Origin of the sequence: Curtobacterium sp. PhB172, assembly GCF_003752545.1 — a bacterium.
Taxonomy (GTDB): domain Bacteria; phylum Actinomycetota; class Actinomycetes; order Actinomycetales; family Microbacteriaceae; genus Curtobacterium.
Window position 1 is genome coordinate 1 of the sequence record NZ_RKIF01000012.1, and the last position, 16,450, is coordinate 16,450.

Genomic DNA, 16,450 nt, shown 5'->3' on the forward strand with positions numbered 1-16,450 from the left:
GGTCACATTCCGAACCCGGAAGCTAAGCCTCTCAGCGCCGATGGTACTGCAAGGGGGACCTTGTGGGAGAGTAGGACGCCGCCGGACTTAACGTAAGAAGATGTGGCCATCGGCCCTCCATCGTGAATTCGCAGGGGAGACCCTCGTTCACGGTGGTGGCCGGTGGCCATTTCTGTTTTGCCGCTCGTCGCTCGACGTCGGCTCCGGTTCATGATGGACTGGAGTTCGAACGTCGGTCCGACCGACGCGGCACCCAACACAACGACACAGCGGACGAACGCCCGGCCTTCGGCCCGGGCACGCGATGAGGAGCAACGGTGGCGAACGACGACGAGCGGCGGAACGACGGCGACCGGGGAGACCGACCCCGACGGGACGACCGAGCCCCTCGACGCGACGGGGGTCCGCGCGGAGACGCTGCGAGCGGAGGCCGTTGGTCGTCCGGTCCACGTGACTTCGAGCGCCGTGAGGGCGACCGCCGTGACCGTCCTGAGCGCTCCGACCGTCCGTTCCGCGACGGCGCTGCACGTCGCGACAGTGCGCCGCGGAGCGGTGGTGACCGTCCGTTCCGCTCCGGAGCCCGTGACGATCGTCCGTCGTGGCGGAGCGATCGCGGCGACTCCGGCCGTCCGCCGCGCGGCGACGGCCCCCGCGGTGCTGAGCGTCCGCGCCGCGACGGGGACCGTCCGTTCCGGTCAGACCGCCCCGCGCGTGACGGCGACCGTCCCGCCTACCGTGGTGGTTCGGATCGTCCGCGTCGCGATGGGGACCGCCCCTACCAGGGTGGTTCGGATCGTCCGCGTCGTGATGGGGACCGCCCCTACCAGGGTGGTTCGGATCGTCCGCGTCGTGATGGCGACCGTCCCGCGTACCGCGGTGGCTCGGACCGTCCCGACCGTCCCGCCCGTGATGGCGACCGTCCGGCCTACCGCGGTGGCTCGGACCGTCCCGCCCGTGACGGCGACCGTCCGGCCTACCGCGGTGGTTCGGATCGTCCGCGTCGTGATGGTGACCGCCCGTACCAGGGCGGCTCGGATCGTCCCCGTCGTGATGGCGACCGTCCCGCGTACCGCGGTGGTTCCGACCGTCCCGCTCGCGATGGAGACCGCCCGTACCGCGGCGGCTCTGACCGCCCGGCTCGTGATGGCGACCGTCCGTCGTACCGTGACGGTTCATCGGACCGTCCGCGTCGTGACGGCGACCGTCCCGCGTACCGCGGTGGTTCCGACCGTCCGGCCCGCGACAGCGACCGTCCGGCCCGCGACGGCGACCGTCCGCGCCGCGACGGTGACCGTCCGTCCTTCCGGGGTGCTTCGGACCGTCCGGCCCGCGGTGGCGACCGCTCGCGTCAGGACGGTGGCGACGATCGACGCCGTTTCGGCGACGGGACGCGTCACGCCGGCGCACGGTTCGGCGAGGCAGCCCGCGACGACTGGGAAGACCGCGACCCGTACGGCACGAAGTCGATCCGTCCGCGTCACGACGACCCGGACATCCCCGACGAGATCGATGCGCGCGACCTCGACCCCGCAGCGCGCATGGAGCTGAAGACGCTCAGCAAGGACAACGCCGACTGGGTCGCCCGGCACCTCGTGGCCGCGGCGCTGTTCGTCGACGAGGATCCCGCTCTGGCGAACGAGCACGCTCTGAGCGCCGCCCGCCGTGCCGGCCGCGTCGGTGTCGTCCGCGAGACCGCTGCGATCACGGCGTACCGCCTGGGCGATTTCGCGACCGCGCTGCGCGAGCTCCGCACCTACCGGCGCATCTCCGGCCGCAACGACCAGCTCCCGATGATGGTGGACTGCGAACGAGGCCTCGGCCGCCCGGAGCGCGCGCTCGAACTCGGCCGTTCGGTGGAGCGTGCCGCGCTCGACACCGCCGTGCAGGTCGAACTCGCGATCGCGATGTCCGGCGCACGCATCGACCTCGGAAACCCCACAGCTGCCCTGGGCGAGCTGGAGATTCCACAGCTGGACCCGTCGACGGCCTACACGTGGTCACCGGCGCTCTACAGTGCTTACGCGGCCACGCTCGAAGAGCTCGGCCGCCAGGACGAGGCCGACGAGTGGTGGGCCCGTGTCGACCGTGCGGCAACGGCTCTCGCCGAAGCCGCCGACGAGAACGCTTGGGAGACAGTTGATGTGGTCGAGGAAACGCTCGAAGTCGAAGAACACGGAGACGCCGGCGAGCTCGACGACACCGACCAGCTCGACGACGATGCCGACCTCGACGACGACGAGCCAGCCCTCGCCGAGCCCGACGTCGTCGGCGAACCCGGCGACGCCGACGAGCCCGGCGAGCTCGACGACGACAACCCCCGCGACGTCGACGGCTCCGCAGCCGACTGACGTCCCGACCGCGCCGACGGACGGCGTCGACGTGGTCCTCACGGACCTCGACGGCGTCGTCTACCGGGGGCGGAACGCCATCCCGCACGCGGTCGAGGCACTCACACGGGCCTCGCTGACCGCACGGGTCGGGTACATCACCAACAACGCGTCCCGACGACCGGTCGACGTCGCCGAGCACCTCGAGCGATACGGGCTCGAGGTGTCCGAGGACGACGTCGTCACGTCGTCGCAGGCGGGCGTGCAGCTCCTGTCGACGCTGGTTCCGGCAGGCGCGACGGTGCTCGTCACCGGTGGGCTGGGACTGTCGAGCATCGTCGAGGCCGCCGGCTTCAGGGTGACGACCAGTGCCGAGGACTCCCCGGCCGCGGTCATCCAGGGCTTCTCCCCGGACCTCGGGTGGAAGGAACTGGCCGAGGCGTCGTTCGCGTTGGCCGACCCGGCGATCCCGTGGGTCGCCACGAACATGGACTGGTCGATCCCGGTCGAGCGCGGCATCGCGCCCGGCAACGGCACGCTCGTGTCTGCGGTCCACCAGGCCGTGGGGCGGATGCCCGTGGTCGCCGGCAAGCCGGAGCGCCCGATCTTCGATGCCGCGGTCGAGCGGTTCGGCGGCGGGAGGACACTGTTCATCGGTGATCGTCTCGACACCGACATCAAGGGCGCGAACGACGTCGGGATCCCGAGCGTCCTCGTGCTCACCGGCATCGACCAGGCGAAGCAGGTGCTCGCGGCCGATCAGCGTTCCCGTCCGGTGTTCGTGCTCGAGGACCTCCGTGGTCTGTCCGAGCCCTACCCGGTGACCGTCCGTCGGCAGGACGACGACGGCACGCGGTACGTCACCGTCGGCAGCGCCACCGTGGCGATGCGGGGGCACGTGGTGCGGGTCCTCGACGCCGGCAGCGACATCGATCGACTCCGCGCCGGCGCAGCGCTAATCTGGGAGTCCGGGCTGGCCATCTACGGCCTCGACGTGGACCCGCAGCTCTACGGCGGCGAGTAGCGTGTCGGACGTGCCGAACCCCGAGCAGCCGTCCGCCGACCTGGAACCACAGGACGAGTTCGCCGCGCGCACCTCGGCGGCCGAGACCCTTCCGCTCGTCGAACGTGCAGACGCGTTCTCGGCACTCCACGACGAGCTGCGCACGCGGCTCGAGAGCGGCGGCACCGCGAGTGCCTGAACCGGACGGAGCCGTGCCCGACGCGACCCCGGTCCGCCTCGACGCCCTGCTCGCGACACGTGGCCTCGCGCGCTCGCGCACCGCTGCCACCAAGCTCATCCAGGACGGCCGGGTGACGGTCGAGGGTCGTCCTGTCGTGAAGCCCTCGACCCCGACCTCGCCGGCTGCCGACATCGTGGTCGACGCGGCCGACGAATGGGTCTCCCGCGCTGCCCAGAAGCTGGTCGGAGCGCTCGATGCGTTCGGCGTCGACCCGTCCGGCCGTGTGGTGCTCGACGTCGGTGCGAGCACGGGTGGCTTCACGCAGGTGCTCCTGGCCCGAGGTGCTCGCCGGGTCATCGCGCTCGACGTCGGGCACGGGCAACTGCACCCCACGATCGCCGTCGACGAGCGTGTCGCGGTGGTCGAGGGCACCAACGCCCGCAGCCTGACCCGGTCGGACTACCTCGCGCTCGACGGCGCCGCAGCCGAGACGACCCTGGTGGTCGGCGACCTGTCCTTCATCTCGCTCCGGCTCGTGCTGCCCGCCCTGGCCGAGGCCGTCCCCGCCGACGACTTCGTCCTGTTGGTGAAGCCGCAGTTCGAGGTCGGCCGCGGTGGGGTGCGCGAGGGCATCGTGCACGATGCGGCACTCCGCGACGACGCCCTGATGAACGTCCTGTGGGCCGCATGGGACCTGGGCTTCGGGACCACCGGGCTCGCCGCGTCTCCGATCATCGGGACGCACGGGAACCACGAGTACCTCGCGCGCTTCCAGCGTGGTGTCGGTGGCAATCCGACAGAATGGAGAGTCCGGGCAACCGAACTCACAGAGGGGACCGCATGAGCGACGACCGGCACATCCTGCTCGTCTCCCACACGGGTCGCCGTGACTCGATCGACGCTGCGGTCGAGGTCTGCGACCTCCTGCACGCCGCCGGTCTGATCCCGGTGATGCCGTTCGACGAGTACGCCGACATCCGGCGAGCCGAAGCCTCAGTGGGGCAGGTCGACATCCTGGGCGTCGACGTCCAGGCGGACCAGCTCGAGATCGTCATCGTGCTCGGCGGCGACGGCACGATCCTGCGCGCGGCCGAACTCGTGCGCGAGACGCGGGCACCGATCGTCGGCGTGAACCTCGGGCACGTGGGCTTCCTGGCGGAGAGCGAGCGGGACGCCCTCGCCGAGACCGTCGAGCGCGCCCTGTCGGGTGAGTACCACGTCGAGGAGCGCGTCACCCTGCAGGTCGACGTGGTCGTCGGCAACCAGATCGTCTACTCGAGTTGGGCGCTCAACGAGGCCACCATCGAGAAGGCCTCGCGCGAGCGCATGCTCGAGGTGGTGACCGAAGTCGACGGTCGTCCGCTGTCCTCGTTCGGGTGCGACGGCGTCGTCGTGTCGACCCCCACCGGGTCCACGGCGTACTCGTTCTCCGGCGGCGGTCCGATCGTCTGGCCGGACGTCGACGCCCTGCTGATGGTGCCGCTCAGCGCGCACGCCCTGTTCGCCCGCCCGATCGTGGTGGGCCCGGACTGCACGCTCGCGATCGAGGTCCTGCGGCGCACGAGCGGTGTCGGGGTGCTGTGGTGCGACGGCCGCCGGACGCACGACCTGCCGCCGGGGGCTCGGGTCGAGGTCCGTCGGTCGCCGGACCCCGTGCGGGTCGCGCGCCTCAAGGACGCTCCGTTCACCGACCGGTTGGTCGCGAAGTTCCGGCTCCCGGTCACCGGGTGGCGCGGGCCGCAGACCGACGAGGACGAGGACCACCTGTGACCGGCCGAGGCGAGGAGCACCACCGATGATCGAGGAGATCGCGATCCGTGACCTCGGGGTCATCGGCGAGACCACGCTCGAACTCGGTCCCGGGTTCACCGTCGTCACGGGCGAGACCGGTGCCGGCAAGACCATGATCGTCACAGCCCTCGGGCTGTTGCTCGGTGCTCGGGCGGACGCCGGCTCGGTCCGCCGTGGTGCCTCGAGCGCCGTGGTCGAGGGCCGCTGGAACGTCCCCGAGCACGCTGCCGTCGCCGAACGCGTCGAGGACGCCGGCGGCGCGGTGGAGGACGGCGAACTGATCCTCACGCGCACGGTCTCGGCCGAGGGGCGCAGCCGTGCGACCGTCGGGGGCCGCAGCGCTCCCGTCGCGGTGCTCGGTGAACTCGCTGACCAGCTCGTGACGGTGCACGGCCAGTCCGACCAGATCCGACTGACCTCGTCGACCGCGCAGCGTGCGGCGCTCGACGGCTTCGGTGGGGTGGCCCTCGAGAAGGCCCTGAACCGGTACGTCGCCGCGTACGACGCGTGGCAGCAGCACACGGGCGAACTCGAGACACTGACGCGCGACCGCGACGAGCGGGTGGCCGAAGCGGACCGGATCCGCGCTGCCTCGGACGAGATCGAAGCGGCCGACCCGCAGCCCGGCGAGGACGTCGAGCTCGCCGAGCGCGCTGACCGGCTCGGCAACCTCGAGGAACTCCGGCTGTCCGCGGCCCTCGCGCACGAGGCCCTGTCCAGCGAGTCCCTCGACGGCGTCTCCGACGTCGTCGGCCTGGTCGAGTCCGCCCGACGCGCCGTCGAGCGGGTCGCCGACTCCGACGCCGCCCTGCAGCCCGTGCTCGAACAGCTCACGGAGCTCGGCATCCAGGCGGCCGAGGCCTCGGCGAGCATCTCGAGCTACCTCGGCTCGCTCGAGCCCGAGGCCGGTCACGACCTCGAGCTCATCAACGAACGGCGCGCCCTGCTCGCCGGCCTCACCCGCAAGTACGGCGAGACCGTCGACGACGTCATCGACTACGGGCAGCGGGCGAGCGACCGCCTGCTCGAGCTGGACGGCGACGACGACCGCATCGCGGCGCTCCAGCAGTCCGTCGAACAGGACGAGCAGGCCCTCGGGGCGGCAGCGGCCGCGTTGACCGCTGCCCGCACGAAGGCAGCAGCGGACCTCGCGAAGCGCGTCACGACCGAGCTGAAGACGCTCGCGATGGCCGGCGCCACCCTGGTGGTCGAGGTCACCGACGCGGGCGAGTACCGCCGACACGGACGCGACCAGGTGTCGATCCTGCTGCAGCCGCACTCCGGCACCGACCCCCGACCGATCGGCAAGGGGGCATCGGGCGGCGAGCTCTCGCGCGTGATGCTCGCGATCGAGGTCGTGATGGCCGGCAGCACGACCGTGCCGACGTTCGTCTTCGACGAGGTCGACGCCGGCGTGGGCGGTGCGGCGGCGATCGAGATCGGCCGTCGGCTGGCGAAGCTCGCCGAGCGCACGCAGGTCATCGTCGTCACGCACCTGGCGCAGGTCGCGGCGTTCGCGAACAACCACCTCAACGTGGTGAAGGACGCCAGCGGCGCCGTGACCTCGTCGAGTGTGCGACGGCTCGAGGGCGAGGACCGCCTGCAGGAGATGGCGCGGTTGCTCTCGGGGCTCGGCGACAGCGCGAGCGGCGTGGAACACGCCCGCGAACTGCTCGACGTGGCCGGCCAGACGGCCTGACTTGCCACGCGGCCGCAAGGAAGCAAGCACGCACGCACGCACGCACGCACGCACGCACGCACGCACGCAAGCAAGCAAGCAAGCAAGCACGCGCGCCCACGCGCGCACGGCCCGAAGACCCGGCCGCCCACCCCGCGCAACGCCCACGGCGAACCGAGGTCGCGCCTCCCGGCAGTTCTGACGTACGATGGAATCCCGTGGCGGACACTCTCAGCAGCGGTACCCAGGCAAACACCCCGACCCCGAAGGTGACGAAGCAGATCTTCGTGACCGGCGGGGTCGTCTCGTCTCTCGGCAAGGGCCTGACGGCAGCCAGCCTCGGCAATCTCCTGACGGCTCGCGGCCTCAAGGTCGTCATGCAGAAGCTCGACCCGTACCTCAACGTGGACCCGGGCACCATGAACCCGTTCCAGCACGGCGAGGTCTTCGTGACCGACGACGGTGCAGAGACGGACCTCGACATCGGGCACTACGAGCGTTTCCTCGACATCAACCTGGCGCAGTCGGCGAACGTCACGACCGGCCAGGTGTACTCGACGGTCATCGCCAAGGAGCGTCGCGGCGAGTACCTCGGTGACACCGTGCAGGTCATCCCGCACATCACCGACGAGATCAAGCGTCGGATGCGCGAGCAGGCGGAGAACGACCCGCAGCCCGACGTCATCATCACCGAGGTCGGCGGCACCGTCGGCGACATCGAGTCGCAGCCGTTCATCGAGTCGGCGCGCCAGGTGCGCCACGAGCTCGGCCGCAACAACGTGTTCTTCGTGCACGTGTCGCTCGTGCCGTTCATGAACGCCTCGGGTGAGCAGAAGACGAAGCCGACGCAGCACTCGGTCGCCGCGCTCCGCTCGATCGGCATCCAGCCCGACGCCCTCGTGCTGCGGTCGGACCGCCCGGTGTCGGACTCGAACAAGAAGAAGATCGCCCTGATGTGCGATGTCGACGAGGACGCCGTGGTGAACGCCGTGGACGTCCCGTCGATCTACGACCTGCCGACGCTGCTGAACAACCAGGGCCTCGACCAGGTCATCGTCGACGCGCTCAAGCTCGAGGCCGGCCCGGTCGACTGGACCGCGTGGACTCCGGTGCTCCGTGCCGTGCACGAGCCGAAGAAGGACGTCACTATCGCCCTCGTCGGCAAGTACATCGACCTGCCGGACGCGTACCTGTCGGTCACCGAGGCGCTCCGTGCCGGTGGCTTCGCGCACGACGCGAAGGTGACGCTGAAGTGGGTCGTCTCCGACGACTGCACCACGCCCGAGGGCGCTGCGAAGCAGCTCGGCGACGTCGACGGCATCTGCATCCCCGGCGGGTTCGGCGTGCGCGGCATCGAGGGCAAGCTCGGCGCGCTGCGCTTCGCCCGTGAGCAGGGCATCCCGACGCTCGGCCTGTGCCTCGGCCTGCAGTGCATGGTCATCGAGTACGCCCGCCACGAGGCCGGCCTGACCGACGCGTCGAGCACGGAGTTCGACCCGGAGACCTCGACGCCGGTCATCGCGACCATGGCGGAGCAGGTGGACATCATCGCCGGCGGCGACCTGGGCGGCACCATGCGCCTCGGCCTGTACCCGGCGACGTTCAGCTCCGGGTCGTTGGCGGAGTCGCTCTACGGTGCGCCCGAGGCGTCCGAGCGCCACCGTCACCGCTACGAGGTCAACAACACGTACCGGCAGCAGATCGCGGACGCCGGCCTGGTGTTCTCGGGCACGTCGCCCGACGGCAGCCTGGTCGAGTACGTCGAGCTGCCGCGCGACGTGCACCCGTTCTACATCGCGACGCAGGCGCACCCGGAGCTGCGCTCGCGTCCGACGAACGCGCACCCGCTGTTCGCGGGGCTCGTCGCGGCCGCGATCGAGCGCCACGAGGCGTCCAGCCTGTTCGACCCGCAGAACGAGGAGCAGGTCGCGTAAGCGCAGCCCAGCCACGAGCGGACGGGAGGTGGGCCCCGCCAGCCGGTACCGGCGCACCGCGCCAGCGGGGTGACGGCCGTGCCTGGAGGGACGGTGCCAGCTGGCACCGCGCCTCCCGTCCGTCTGTGGTCGCGTTCACGGCACCTGGTTCCGACACGCAACCGCGGAACGACGCGGCGCTGTGTCCGGAGCCTTGTTCCGCGACGGGCGCGTGCTTGGATGGTTCCGTGACTGACGCACCCATCGCTGACGAAGCCGCCTCGTTCGAGGTCACCGAGTCCACCGTCGTGTACGAGGGCGCCGTCTGGGACGTGCGCCGCGACGCGATCGCGTACCACGACGAGACGATGGTGCGGGAGTACATCGACCACACCGGTGCCGTCGCGGTCTACGCCGAGGACGACGAGGGCCGTGTCCTCGTGATCCAGCAGTACCGCCACCCGGTGCAGGTGCGCGACTGGGAGCTGCCGGCCGGGCTGCTCGACGTCGAGGGCGAGGACCTCCAGGTCGCTGCCGCCCGAGAGCTGGCAGAAGAGGCCGACCTCGAAGCGGACACCTGGAAGCCGCTGGTCCGGTACAACACGTCGTCCGGCGGGAGCAACGAGTTCCTGCAGGTCTACCGCGCCCGGGGCGTGCGGCCCACGACGACGGCGTTCGAGCGCGAGGCCGAGGAAGCCGACATCGTGAAGCGGTGGGTGCCGCGGGCCGAGCTGGTGGAGGCGATCCTCGATGGTCGGCTGCACAACTCCGGGCTGGTCGTGGCCGTGCTCGCGGTGGATGCGCTCGAGCGAGGCCGCGCATGAGCCTGCGAGAACTGGTCGACGCGGCGACGTGGACGCACGAGCCCGAGGCCGTGGAGCTCGACGGCGATGTGCTGCGGGTCACGGCGGCCCGGGGCAGCGACGCCTGGCGGACCACGTCGTACGGGTTCGTCCACGACTCCGAGCACGCGCTGGTGCAGCCCCTCGACGGGTCGTTCTCGGTCGAGGCATCGTTCGTCCTCGACTACACGGAGCAGTTCGACCAGGCCGGCGTGTTCCTGCGCGTCGACGAGCGGAACTGGATCAAGGCCGGTGTCGAGGTCTCCGACGGGACGCCGCAGCTCGGCGCCGTGGTGACCCGTGACTCCTCGGACTGGTCGGTGGCGCCCGTGCCGGAGTGGGTGGGACGCGTGGTGACGGTCCGGGCCAGCCGCGAAGGTGATGCCGTGACCGTCCGGGCCTGGGCCGAGGACGAGCAACCCCGGCTGGTGCGGGTCGCGTACCTCGATCCCGATGCCGCCGTGTCGGCGGGACTGCTGTGCGCTGCTCCGACGCGTGCCGGCCTGACCGTGACGTTCACCGGGTACCGGGTCGGAGCGCCTGACGAGGCGCTGCACTGACCGTGCGCCTGCTGTCGTGATTCCCCTGGACCGTGCCACGGAGACGTACCTGCGGCACGTCGCGATCGAGCGCGGGCTGTCGCAGCACACGCTGTCGGCGTACCGGCGTGACCTGGCGGTGTTCACCTCGTGGCTGGCGACGGCTCCGGTCGTCGAGTCCGACGGTGCTGACCGAGCCGGTGGGGCGTCTGCGATCGACGACGTCGGGCGGCTCGCTCGGGCAGACGTCTCGGAGTTCGTGACCTACCTGGCGACGAAGCCGGACGGTCCGCTGGCACCGAGGTCGATCGCCCGGATGCTCAGTTCGGTGCGCTCGTTCACGGCCTTCGCGGCGGGCGAGGGCTGGCTGCCGCTCGACCCCGGCACCGCCGTCCGGCCACCGAAGGCCCCGATGCGGCTGCCGAAGGCGATCTCGGTCGAGGACATGGAGCGGCTGCTCGGCGCGGTGTCGACGGGCGGCTCTGCTGACGGCCCCGCGGGTGGCTCCGCGGATGGCTCCGCGGGCGGCTCCGCCGGTGTGGACGACCCCGTCCGGCTGCGGGACAAGGCGTTGCTCGAGCTGCTCTACGCCACCGGCGCGCGGATCTCCGAGGCGGTGGGGTTGTCGGTGGACGACGTGACCACGCTGTCCGATGGCTCGGCCCCCGACGCCGATGGCCTCGCCGTCGTGAAGGTCACCGGCAAGGGGAACAAGCAGCGGGTCGTGCCGCTCGGCAGTTTCGCGCGGGCGGCGATCGACGCCTACCTGGTGCGGGCGCGGCCGGTGTTCGCGGCACGAGGGACCTCGACGCCGGCGCTGTTCCTCGGCGCACGCGGTGCCCGGCTGTCACGACAGAGTGCGTGGCTCGTGATCCAGTCGGCTGCCGAGGCGGCGGGCCTCGAGGCGCACGTGTCGCCGCACACCTTCCGGCACTCGTTCGCCACGCACCTGCTCGAGGGCGGTGCCGATGTGCGTGTGGTGCAGGAGTTGCTCGGGCACGCGAGCGTCGCGACGACCCAGATCTACACGATGGTCACGGCGGACATGCTGCGGGACGTGTACCAGACGGCGCATCCGCGGGCGCGGCGGTAGGGCTCGTCGTTCGGCGGGTGCGGGCGTGCACTTCGTGAGCAGAAATGGTCGGGTCGCTGGTCGGCACCCGACCATTTCTGCTCACGAAGTCGGACGGTGACGGCCCCCGTCGGGTCAGAAGAGGTGGAACTGGGCCGACGCCGCCACCGCGCCCGTCGCGACTGCCACCACCACGGCGCTCGCGGACGCGCTCCGCGCCAGGACCGCCCAGCCGCCGGTCGCACCGGGGTGGATGGCGCCGACGAGCCCGCACACGAGAGCGAGCGCGCTGCAGACACCCAGCGGGTTGATGAGGATCGATGTCAGGGCCAGCAGCACCGCGAGCACCGTGAACACGCACAGCCGTCGATCGCGACCGCCGCCGGATGCCCACGCTCGGGTCCGGATCGATGCCGTGTGCACCGAGAACGCTGGGCCCACGGGTGCGACGACGATTGGCACGACCGGTTCCGGGGCACTCGGCAGGACACGGGTCGCGGCGCCCCAGGCGTGACCGTCCCACCAGCGGAGACGACTGGCGTCCTGCGGGTCCGGGAACCAGCCTGCGGCCGGCAGTGTCACGGGGACTCCTCGAGGTGCGGGGGACGGTGCTCCTCGAAAGTAGGGGACGCCGCCCCGCCGCCACAGTCCCAAGGCGGGTGTCGGCACAAGTGCGGACACACGGCGGTGCGCTACGGTCGGCTGATGACCACGACCCTCGACGGCTTCTGGAACGCACGGCGAGACGAGGCTCCGGAACTGCCGGCCGAGGTGCCGGAGGCGTGGTCGTTCGGTGCCACTCCGGAGCAGGCCGACGAGTTGCTCGGCCTGGTGCTCCGCGGGGTCAAGGACGGCACAGCGTCATCGCTCTGGGACTACGAGTCGACGGGTGACCCGCTCCCCGCGACCGGTGAGCGCAGCATCGTGACCGACGGCGCCGGTGTTCCCCGGGCCGTCATCGAGACGACGGACGTCCGGATCGTCCCGTTCGACACCGTCGGGGCCGAGCACGCGCGCGCCGAAGGCGAGGGCGACCGGAGCCTCGAGCACTGGCGGACGGTGCACGAGGCGTACTGGCGTGAGCACTCCGAGAACCCGCGCGGCTTCGAACCGGACATGCCGGTGGTCTGCGAGCGCTTCCGGCTGATCTGGCCGACGCCGACGACACCGCCGACCGTCAGCGCCTGACCGAGCAGATCAGGCCGGCACGGGCGCCGCGTCGACCTCGGTGAACACGTCCTTCACCGCGGCGAGCAGCCGCGCGTTGAAGTCGACGCCGAGCTGGTTCGGCACCGTGACGAGCACGGTGTCGGCAGCGCGGACCGCCTGGTCGGCCGCCAGCTCCGCGACGAGGTCCTCGGGCGAGCCGATGTACGAGCGGCCGAAGCGTGCGAGCCCGCCGTCGAGGTGCCCGACCTGGTCCTGTCCCTCGACCTGTGCGCGCACGCCGAAGTAGTGCCGCGACTCGTCGTCGATGATCGGGATGATGCTCCGCGAGACCGACACCCGAGGGGTCCGGTCCCAGCCCGACTCCGCCCAGACCCGTCGGAAGCGCTCGATCTGTTCGGCCTGCAGTTCGTCGAACGGCACGCCGGTGTCCTCGGTGAGCAGGGTCGACGACATCAGGTTCATGCCCTGCTCGGCGGTCCACTCGGCGGTGGCTCGTGTGCCGGCGCCCCACCAGATGCGGTCGCCGAGCGAGTCGGAGAGCGGGGAGATCGGCAGCGATCCGACCGAGCCGGTCATCTGCGGGTTGGCGTTCGCCATCGGTTCGCCGGCGACGGCGCGGCGGAACACGCTGGTGTGCGCGCGGGCCATGTCGCCACCGTTCTCGTCGGACGCGTCCGGCACGTAGCCGAACTGCTGGTAACCGGCGAGGGCGGTCTCGGGTGAGCCACGGGAGACGCCGAGCTGCAGTCGTCCGCCGGAGATCAGGTCGGTCGCCGCGGCCTCCTCGGCCATGTAGAGCGGGTTCTCGTAGCGCATGTCGATCACGCCGGTCCCGATCTCGATGCGGCTGGTCTTCGCGGCGATCGCGGACAGCAGGGGGAACGGTGCCGCCTGCTGCGGTGCGAAGTGGTGCACGCGGAAGTAGGCGCCGTCGACGCCGGCCTCTTCGGCAGCGACCGCGAGGTCGATCGCCTGCACCAGGGACTCACGCCCGCTGCGCACCTTCGACCCCGGCACGTCGCGCCAGTGTCCGAACGACAGGAACCCGATCTTCGTCATGTCGATGCGAACGCATCCGGAGAGTCGGGCATTCCGTCACGACTACGGTGTCCGCCATGGACGACCCCCGCACCGCGCTCGACACGGAACGCGCTCGCAACGAACGGCTGCTCGCCGACGTCGAGCGGAGCATGCGCGACGTCAGTGACGCCCGCCAGGACGCCAACTCCGACGACGAGCACGATCCCGAGGGCGCGACCCTCGCGTGGGAGCGCGGCTCGCTCGGCGCCGTCCGCGACGCGGCCCGGCAGCGGATCGAGCAGGTGGACGCCGCGCTCGCGCGGCTCGACGCCGGCACCTACGGAACCTGTGCGGTCGGCGGCGAACCGATCCCAGCGGCCCGATTGGCCGCCGTCCCGTGGGCCGCGACGTGCGTCGCCCACGCGTGACGGGCCTCCCGGCTGACACCCGCTGACGGACGGGAGGCACGGCGCATCCCCGCCACGCGTCGTCCGTCACGCGCACCGCGCGTCCACCGCGTGCGCCGCGGATTCCCAGCCGCACGCCCTACGTTTTCGGCATGGACGGCGACGCGAACGACGGACCCGGCGAGAGCCGGACCGACGGTGCGCCGCGTCAGCGCTTCCAGTGGTTCCACGACATGCGGACCTGGATCCACGCCAGGCCGCACCTGCACCTGTTCTACAAGGTCCTCGTCGGCATCGTCGGCGGGCTGGTCGTCATCATCGGACTCATCCTGGTGCCGCTGCCCGGGCCGGGGTGGCTCGTGGTGTTCATCGGCCTCACGGTGCTGGCGAGCGAGTTCCACTTCTTCCACAAGATCATCGTGTGGCTCAAGGCGCAGCTGCACCGCTTCTGGGACTGGGCCAAGCGGCACGGACCGAAGCGCCTGCGCGATGCTGCCGACCGGGGCAAGGCCGACGTCGACGCAGCCCACACGGGTGCCGCTCGGACGGTCGGGGTGCGCGGTCGTGGACGGGCGCGCGGCGCGAACTCGGCGCACCCGGGCCACTGAGTCGGCCCGGCGTGTCCGGCACCGTGCCGTGTTGGTCACTGCGTGCGAGGTTGATGGCTCCGTGCGGCGCTGTACGCGCGCACTGAGCGAGCAACCTTGCACGGGATGACCAACCTCGCACCGTGCGCCTGGCGCGCGCCGCCCGCCGGGCGGACGGCCCGCTACTCCGCAGCGACGCGGATCGAGCCGGTGGCGGTGCGCTCGATGACCTCGGCGGCCTGCTCCTCGACGGCGGCCGCGTCCTTCGACGTCAGCTGCAGCACGAGCGCGACGACGGCCGCGAGGACGATGAACCCGCCGTACCCGGCGATGACCGGGACGAGTCCGATCGACGGTTCGAGCAGCCCACCGATCACGGCGGGGACCCCGAACGCCAGGTAGCTGACGACGTAGATCGTCGAGAGCAGTCCGGCGCGGTGGGTCGGTGCCGCGGTCGCGAGCAGCATCCGCAGCGGCGCCTGGAACCCGGCACCGAAGCCGACGCCGGCGATCGCACTGCCGACGACGAGGCCGGGCAGGGAGTGGGCCATCACGAACGCCACGGTCACGATCGGGCCGAGCACCAGGGCGACGAGCCCGACGAGCACGGCGCGACGAGCGTCCATCCGCTGCGTCGCGAGTCCGGTCAGCGCGCCGACGCCCGTGACGACGGCGATGAGTGCGCCGGCCGCGAAGTGGTTCGTGATGCCGAACACGGCACCGAGGGCCGAGGGGACGAGTGAGAGGAACATGCCGCCGAGGGCCCAGCTGGCGACGAGCGAACCGACGACCCCGCGGAACAAGCGACGCGAGCTCCGCGGCACGCTGATCGTCGGGCGCAGCGAACGGAGTGCTCCGGGGCGCCGTTGGACCTGCTCGGGCACCACGAACAGCGCCAGCACGAGGAGCACGAGCAGTGCGCCGAAGACCAGGTAGACGAGCTGCTCCGGCGCCGGACCCCACTGCACGAGTGCACCGCTCGACATCGCACCGGTGGCGAGTGCGATCGGCGGGATGACACCGTTCAGCACGCCGGCCAGGGTCGGGTGCCGCTCGAGCGAGTTGTCGATGAGGGCCGCCCCGAGCGCACCGATCAGGAGTCCGACGGAGACGCCCTGCACGATGCGGTCGACGATGAGCGCGCCGACGCCGTCCGCGATCGCGAACAGTCCGAGCGACAGGGCGACGCCCAGACCGCCGGCGACGAGCACGGGTTTGCGGCCGACGTGGTCCGACAGCCGTCCGGCGATCAGCAGGCTCGCGAGCAGCCCGGCGACGTAGATGGCGAAGACGCCGGTCAGCATGAGCGGCGTGAGGTGCCACTCGGCGGCGTAGACCGGGTAGATCGGCGAGGGGACCGCGGACGACGCGACCGACACCAGGAGCATCGCCGCGAGGATCCAGAACCCGGCGACCGAGCGAGCTGACTGCTGCATGAGCATCCTTCCGATGGTCCGTTGTACGACTGCATTCGTACCGCAGTCCGCAGTACGACGCAAGTCGTACAGCAAGCCGAACGGTGGTAGCGTCCCGTCCATGCCCGCGCACGTCGATGCCCCCGAGCGGCTGCCCCAGCCGTCCGTGGCCGAGATGGACCTCCCCGTCGTCCTCGATGCCCTGAGCGACCCGATCCGGTTGGCGATCCTGCACCGCTACCTCGTCGACGCCGCCGGTGGTGAACGGAGCTGCGGCTGGGTCGGCATCGACCGACCGAAGTCCACGCTCACCCATCACTTCCGGGTCCTGCGCGAGGCCGGACTGCTCGAACAGCACCTCGAGGGCCTGACCCGCATCAGCCGGGTCCGCATCGAGGACGTGCAGCAGCGGTTCCCGGGGCTGCTCGACCTGGTGCTCGACTGGCAGGTGCCCGCGGCGCTGCTCCGCGAGGGGATCGAGTCGTGAGCGCGGTGCCCGGCGCGG

At 71.4% G+C, this 16,450-nt stretch carries 17 protein-coding genes and 1 rRNA gene; 15 read left to right on the forward strand and 3 right to left on the reverse strand.

Features of this window, described 5'->3' with window-relative positions:
* From rrf to EDF42_RS16970, 11 genes are all read left to right on the forward strand, one after another.
* A 5S ribosomal RNA gene (rrf, locus tag EDF42_RS16930) occupies positions 1 to 87 on the forward strand; the annotation flags it as partial.
* Positions 88 to 1,538: 1,451 nt separating this feature from the next.
* Positions 1,539 to 2,348, forward strand: coding sequence for a hypothetical protein (locus tag EDF42_RS19290; protein ID WP_132100937.1), 810 nt, complete (start codon positions 1,539 to 1,541; stop codon positions 2,346 to 2,348).
* Between the two features lie 31 nt (positions 2,349 to 2,379).
* Positions 2,380 to 3,351: an HAD-IIA family hydrolase gene (locus EDF42_RS16935; RefSeq protein WP_260235550.1), complete on the forward strand. Its 972-nt coding sequence runs from the start codon at positions 2,380 to 2,382 to the stop codon at positions 3,349 to 3,351.
* A gap of 10 nt (positions 3,352 to 3,361) precedes the next feature.
* Entirely contained in the window at positions 3,362 to 3,529 is a 168-nt protein-coding gene (locus tag EDF42_RS19085; RefSeq protein WP_159572718.1) for a hypothetical protein, read from the forward strand.
* A 13-nt stretch (positions 3,530 to 3,542) separates the two neighbouring features.
* Positions 3,543 to 4,355 (forward strand): TlyA family RNA methyltransferase, encoded by an 813-nt coding sequence (locus EDF42_RS16940; protein ID WP_260235551.1) that lies wholly within the window; start codon positions 3,543 to 3,545, stop codon positions 4,353 to 4,355.
* A complete protein-coding gene (locus tag EDF42_RS16945) occupies positions 4,352 to 5,281 on the forward strand; it encodes an NAD kinase (RefSeq protein ID WP_111086586.1) in 930 nt (309 codons plus the stop codon). The genes EDF42_RS16940 and EDF42_RS16945 overlap by 4 nt, the downstream gene beginning before the upstream one ends.
* 25 nt (positions 5,282 to 5,306) lie before the next feature.
* Complete coding sequence (gene recN, locus EDF42_RS16950; protein WP_123341250.1) at positions 5,307 to 7,001, forward strand: DNA repair protein RecN; 1,695 nt, start codon at positions 5,307 to 5,309, stop codon at positions 6,999 to 7,001.
* Between the two features lie 197 nt (positions 7,002 to 7,198).
* The gene (locus tag EDF42_RS16955; protein WP_173170571.1) at positions 7,199 to 8,914 is read left to right on the forward strand and encodes a CTP synthase; all 1,716 of its coding nucleotides are present in this window, start codon (positions 7,199 to 7,201) and stop codon (positions 8,912 to 8,914) included.
* Between the two features lie 227 nt (positions 8,915 to 9,141).
* Positions 9,142 to 9,717, forward strand: a complete 576-nt coding sequence (locus tag EDF42_RS16960) for an NUDIX domain-containing protein (RefSeq protein ID WP_185003234.1) — start codon at positions 9,142 to 9,144, stop codon at positions 9,715 to 9,717.
* Positions 9,714 to 10,295 (forward strand): DUF1349 domain-containing protein, encoded by a 582-nt coding sequence (locus EDF42_RS16965; protein WP_123341249.1) that lies wholly within the window; start codon positions 9,714 to 9,716, stop codon positions 10,293 to 10,295. The genes EDF42_RS16960 and EDF42_RS16965 overlap by 4 nt, the downstream gene beginning before the upstream one ends.
* 19 nt (positions 10,296 to 10,314) lie before the next feature.
* On the forward strand, positions 10,315 to 11,367 hold the full coding sequence (locus tag EDF42_RS16970; protein WP_123341268.1) for a site-specific tyrosine recombinase XerD: 1,053 nt from the start codon (positions 10,315 to 10,317) through the stop codon (positions 11,365 to 11,367).
* A gap of 114 nt (positions 11,368 to 11,481) precedes the next feature.
* Here EDF42_RS16970 and EDF42_RS16975 read toward each other — a convergent pair whose 3' ends face one another.
* Positions 11,482 to 11,928: a DUF2510 domain-containing protein gene (locus tag EDF42_RS16975; protein WP_221181043.1), complete on the reverse strand. Its 447-nt coding sequence runs from the start codon at positions 11,926 to 11,928 to the stop codon at positions 11,482 to 11,484.
* A 123-nt stretch (positions 11,929 to 12,051) separates the two neighbouring features.
* Between EDF42_RS16975 and EDF42_RS16980 the strand changes: the two genes are divergently transcribed.
* Positions 12,052 to 12,534, forward strand: coding sequence for an ASCH domain-containing protein (locus EDF42_RS16980; protein ID WP_123673780.1), 483 nt, complete (start codon positions 12,052 to 12,054; stop codon positions 12,532 to 12,534).
* 9 nt (positions 12,535 to 12,543) lie between these two features.
* Here the strand turns inward: EDF42_RS16980 and EDF42_RS16985 are convergent, their stop codons facing one another.
* Positions 12,544 to 13,575 (reverse strand): LLM class flavin-dependent oxidoreductase, encoded by a 1,032-nt coding sequence (locus EDF42_RS16985; RefSeq protein WP_260096152.1) that lies wholly within the window; start codon positions 13,573 to 13,575, stop codon positions 12,544 to 12,546.
* A gap of 56 nt (positions 13,576 to 13,631) precedes the next feature.
* On the opposite strand from EDF42_RS16985, the gene EDF42_RS16990 reads away from it, so the two are divergent.
* Together EDF42_RS16990 and EDF42_RS16995 are read left to right on the forward strand one after the other, a co-directional pair.
* On the forward strand, positions 13,632 to 13,964 hold the full coding sequence (locus EDF42_RS16990) for a TraR/DksA C4-type zinc finger protein (RefSeq protein ID WP_111086578.1): 333 nt from the start codon (positions 13,632 to 13,634) through the stop codon (positions 13,962 to 13,964).
* Positions 13,965 to 14,095: 131 nt separating this feature from the next.
* Entirely contained in the window at positions 14,096 to 14,551 is a 456-nt protein-coding gene (locus tag EDF42_RS16995) for a TIGR02611 family protein (protein ID WP_260213618.1), read from the forward strand.
* A gap of 161 nt (positions 14,552 to 14,712) precedes the next feature.
* On the opposite strand, the gene EDF42_RS17000 is transcribed toward EDF42_RS16995, so the two are convergent.
* Positions 14,713 to 15,966 carry an MFS transporter gene (locus EDF42_RS17000; RefSeq protein WP_123673782.1) on the reverse strand — a complete coding sequence of 418 codons (1,254 nt, stop codon included), beginning with the start codon at positions 15,964 to 15,966 and terminating at the stop codon, positions 14,713 to 14,715.
* A gap of 100 nt (positions 15,967 to 16,066) precedes the next feature.
* On the opposite strand from EDF42_RS17000, the gene EDF42_RS17005 reads away from it, so the two are divergent.
* On the forward strand, positions 16,067 to 16,432 hold the full coding sequence (locus EDF42_RS17005) for a helix-turn-helix transcriptional regulator (protein ID WP_123673599.1): 366 nt from the start codon (positions 16,067 to 16,069) through the stop codon (positions 16,430 to 16,432).
* The last annotated feature ends 18 nt before the right edge of the window (positions 16,433 to 16,450 follow it).

Excerpts from the sequence above, each read along its gene's own strand:
- EDF42_RS17000 (WP_123673782.1), bottom strand. The coding sequence starts at position 15,966 with ATGCAGCAGTCAGCTCGCTCGGTCGCCGGGTTCTGGATCCTCGCGGCG.
- EDF42_RS16945 (WP_111086586.1), top strand. The coding sequence starts at position 4,352 with ATGAGCGACGACCGGCACATCCTGCTCGTCTCCCACACGGGTCGCCGT.
- EDF42_RS16995 (WP_260213618.1), top strand. The coding sequence starts at position 14,096 with ATGGACGGCGACGCGAACGACGGACCCGGCGAGAGCCGGACCGACGGT.
- EDF42_RS17005 (WP_123673599.1), top strand. The coding sequence starts at position 16,067 with ATGCCCGCGCACGTCGATGCCCCCGAGCGGCTGCCCCAGCCGTCCGTG.
- EDF42_RS16980 (WP_123673780.1), top strand. The coding sequence starts at position 12,052 with ATGACCACGACCCTCGACGGCTTCTGGAACGCACGGCGAGACGAGGCT.
- EDF42_RS16985 (WP_260096152.1), bottom strand. The coding sequence starts at position 13,575 with ATGACGAAGATCGGGTTCCTGTCGTTCGGACACTGGCGCGACGTGCCG.
- EDF42_RS19290 (WP_132100937.1), top strand. The coding sequence starts at position 1,539 with ATGGAGCTGAAGACGCTCAGCAAGGACAACGCCGACTGGGTCGCCCGG.
- EDF42_RS16965 (WP_123341249.1), top strand. The coding sequence starts at position 9,714 with ATGAGCCTGCGAGAACTGGTCGACGCGGCGACGTGGACGCACGAGCCC.
- EDF42_RS16990 (WP_111086578.1), top strand. The coding sequence starts at position 13,632 with ATGGACGACCCCCGCACCGCGCTCGACACGGAACGCGCTCGCAACGAA.
- recN (WP_123341250.1), top strand. The coding sequence starts at position 5,307 with ATGATCGAGGAGATCGCGATCCGTGACCTCGGGGTCATCGGCGAGACC.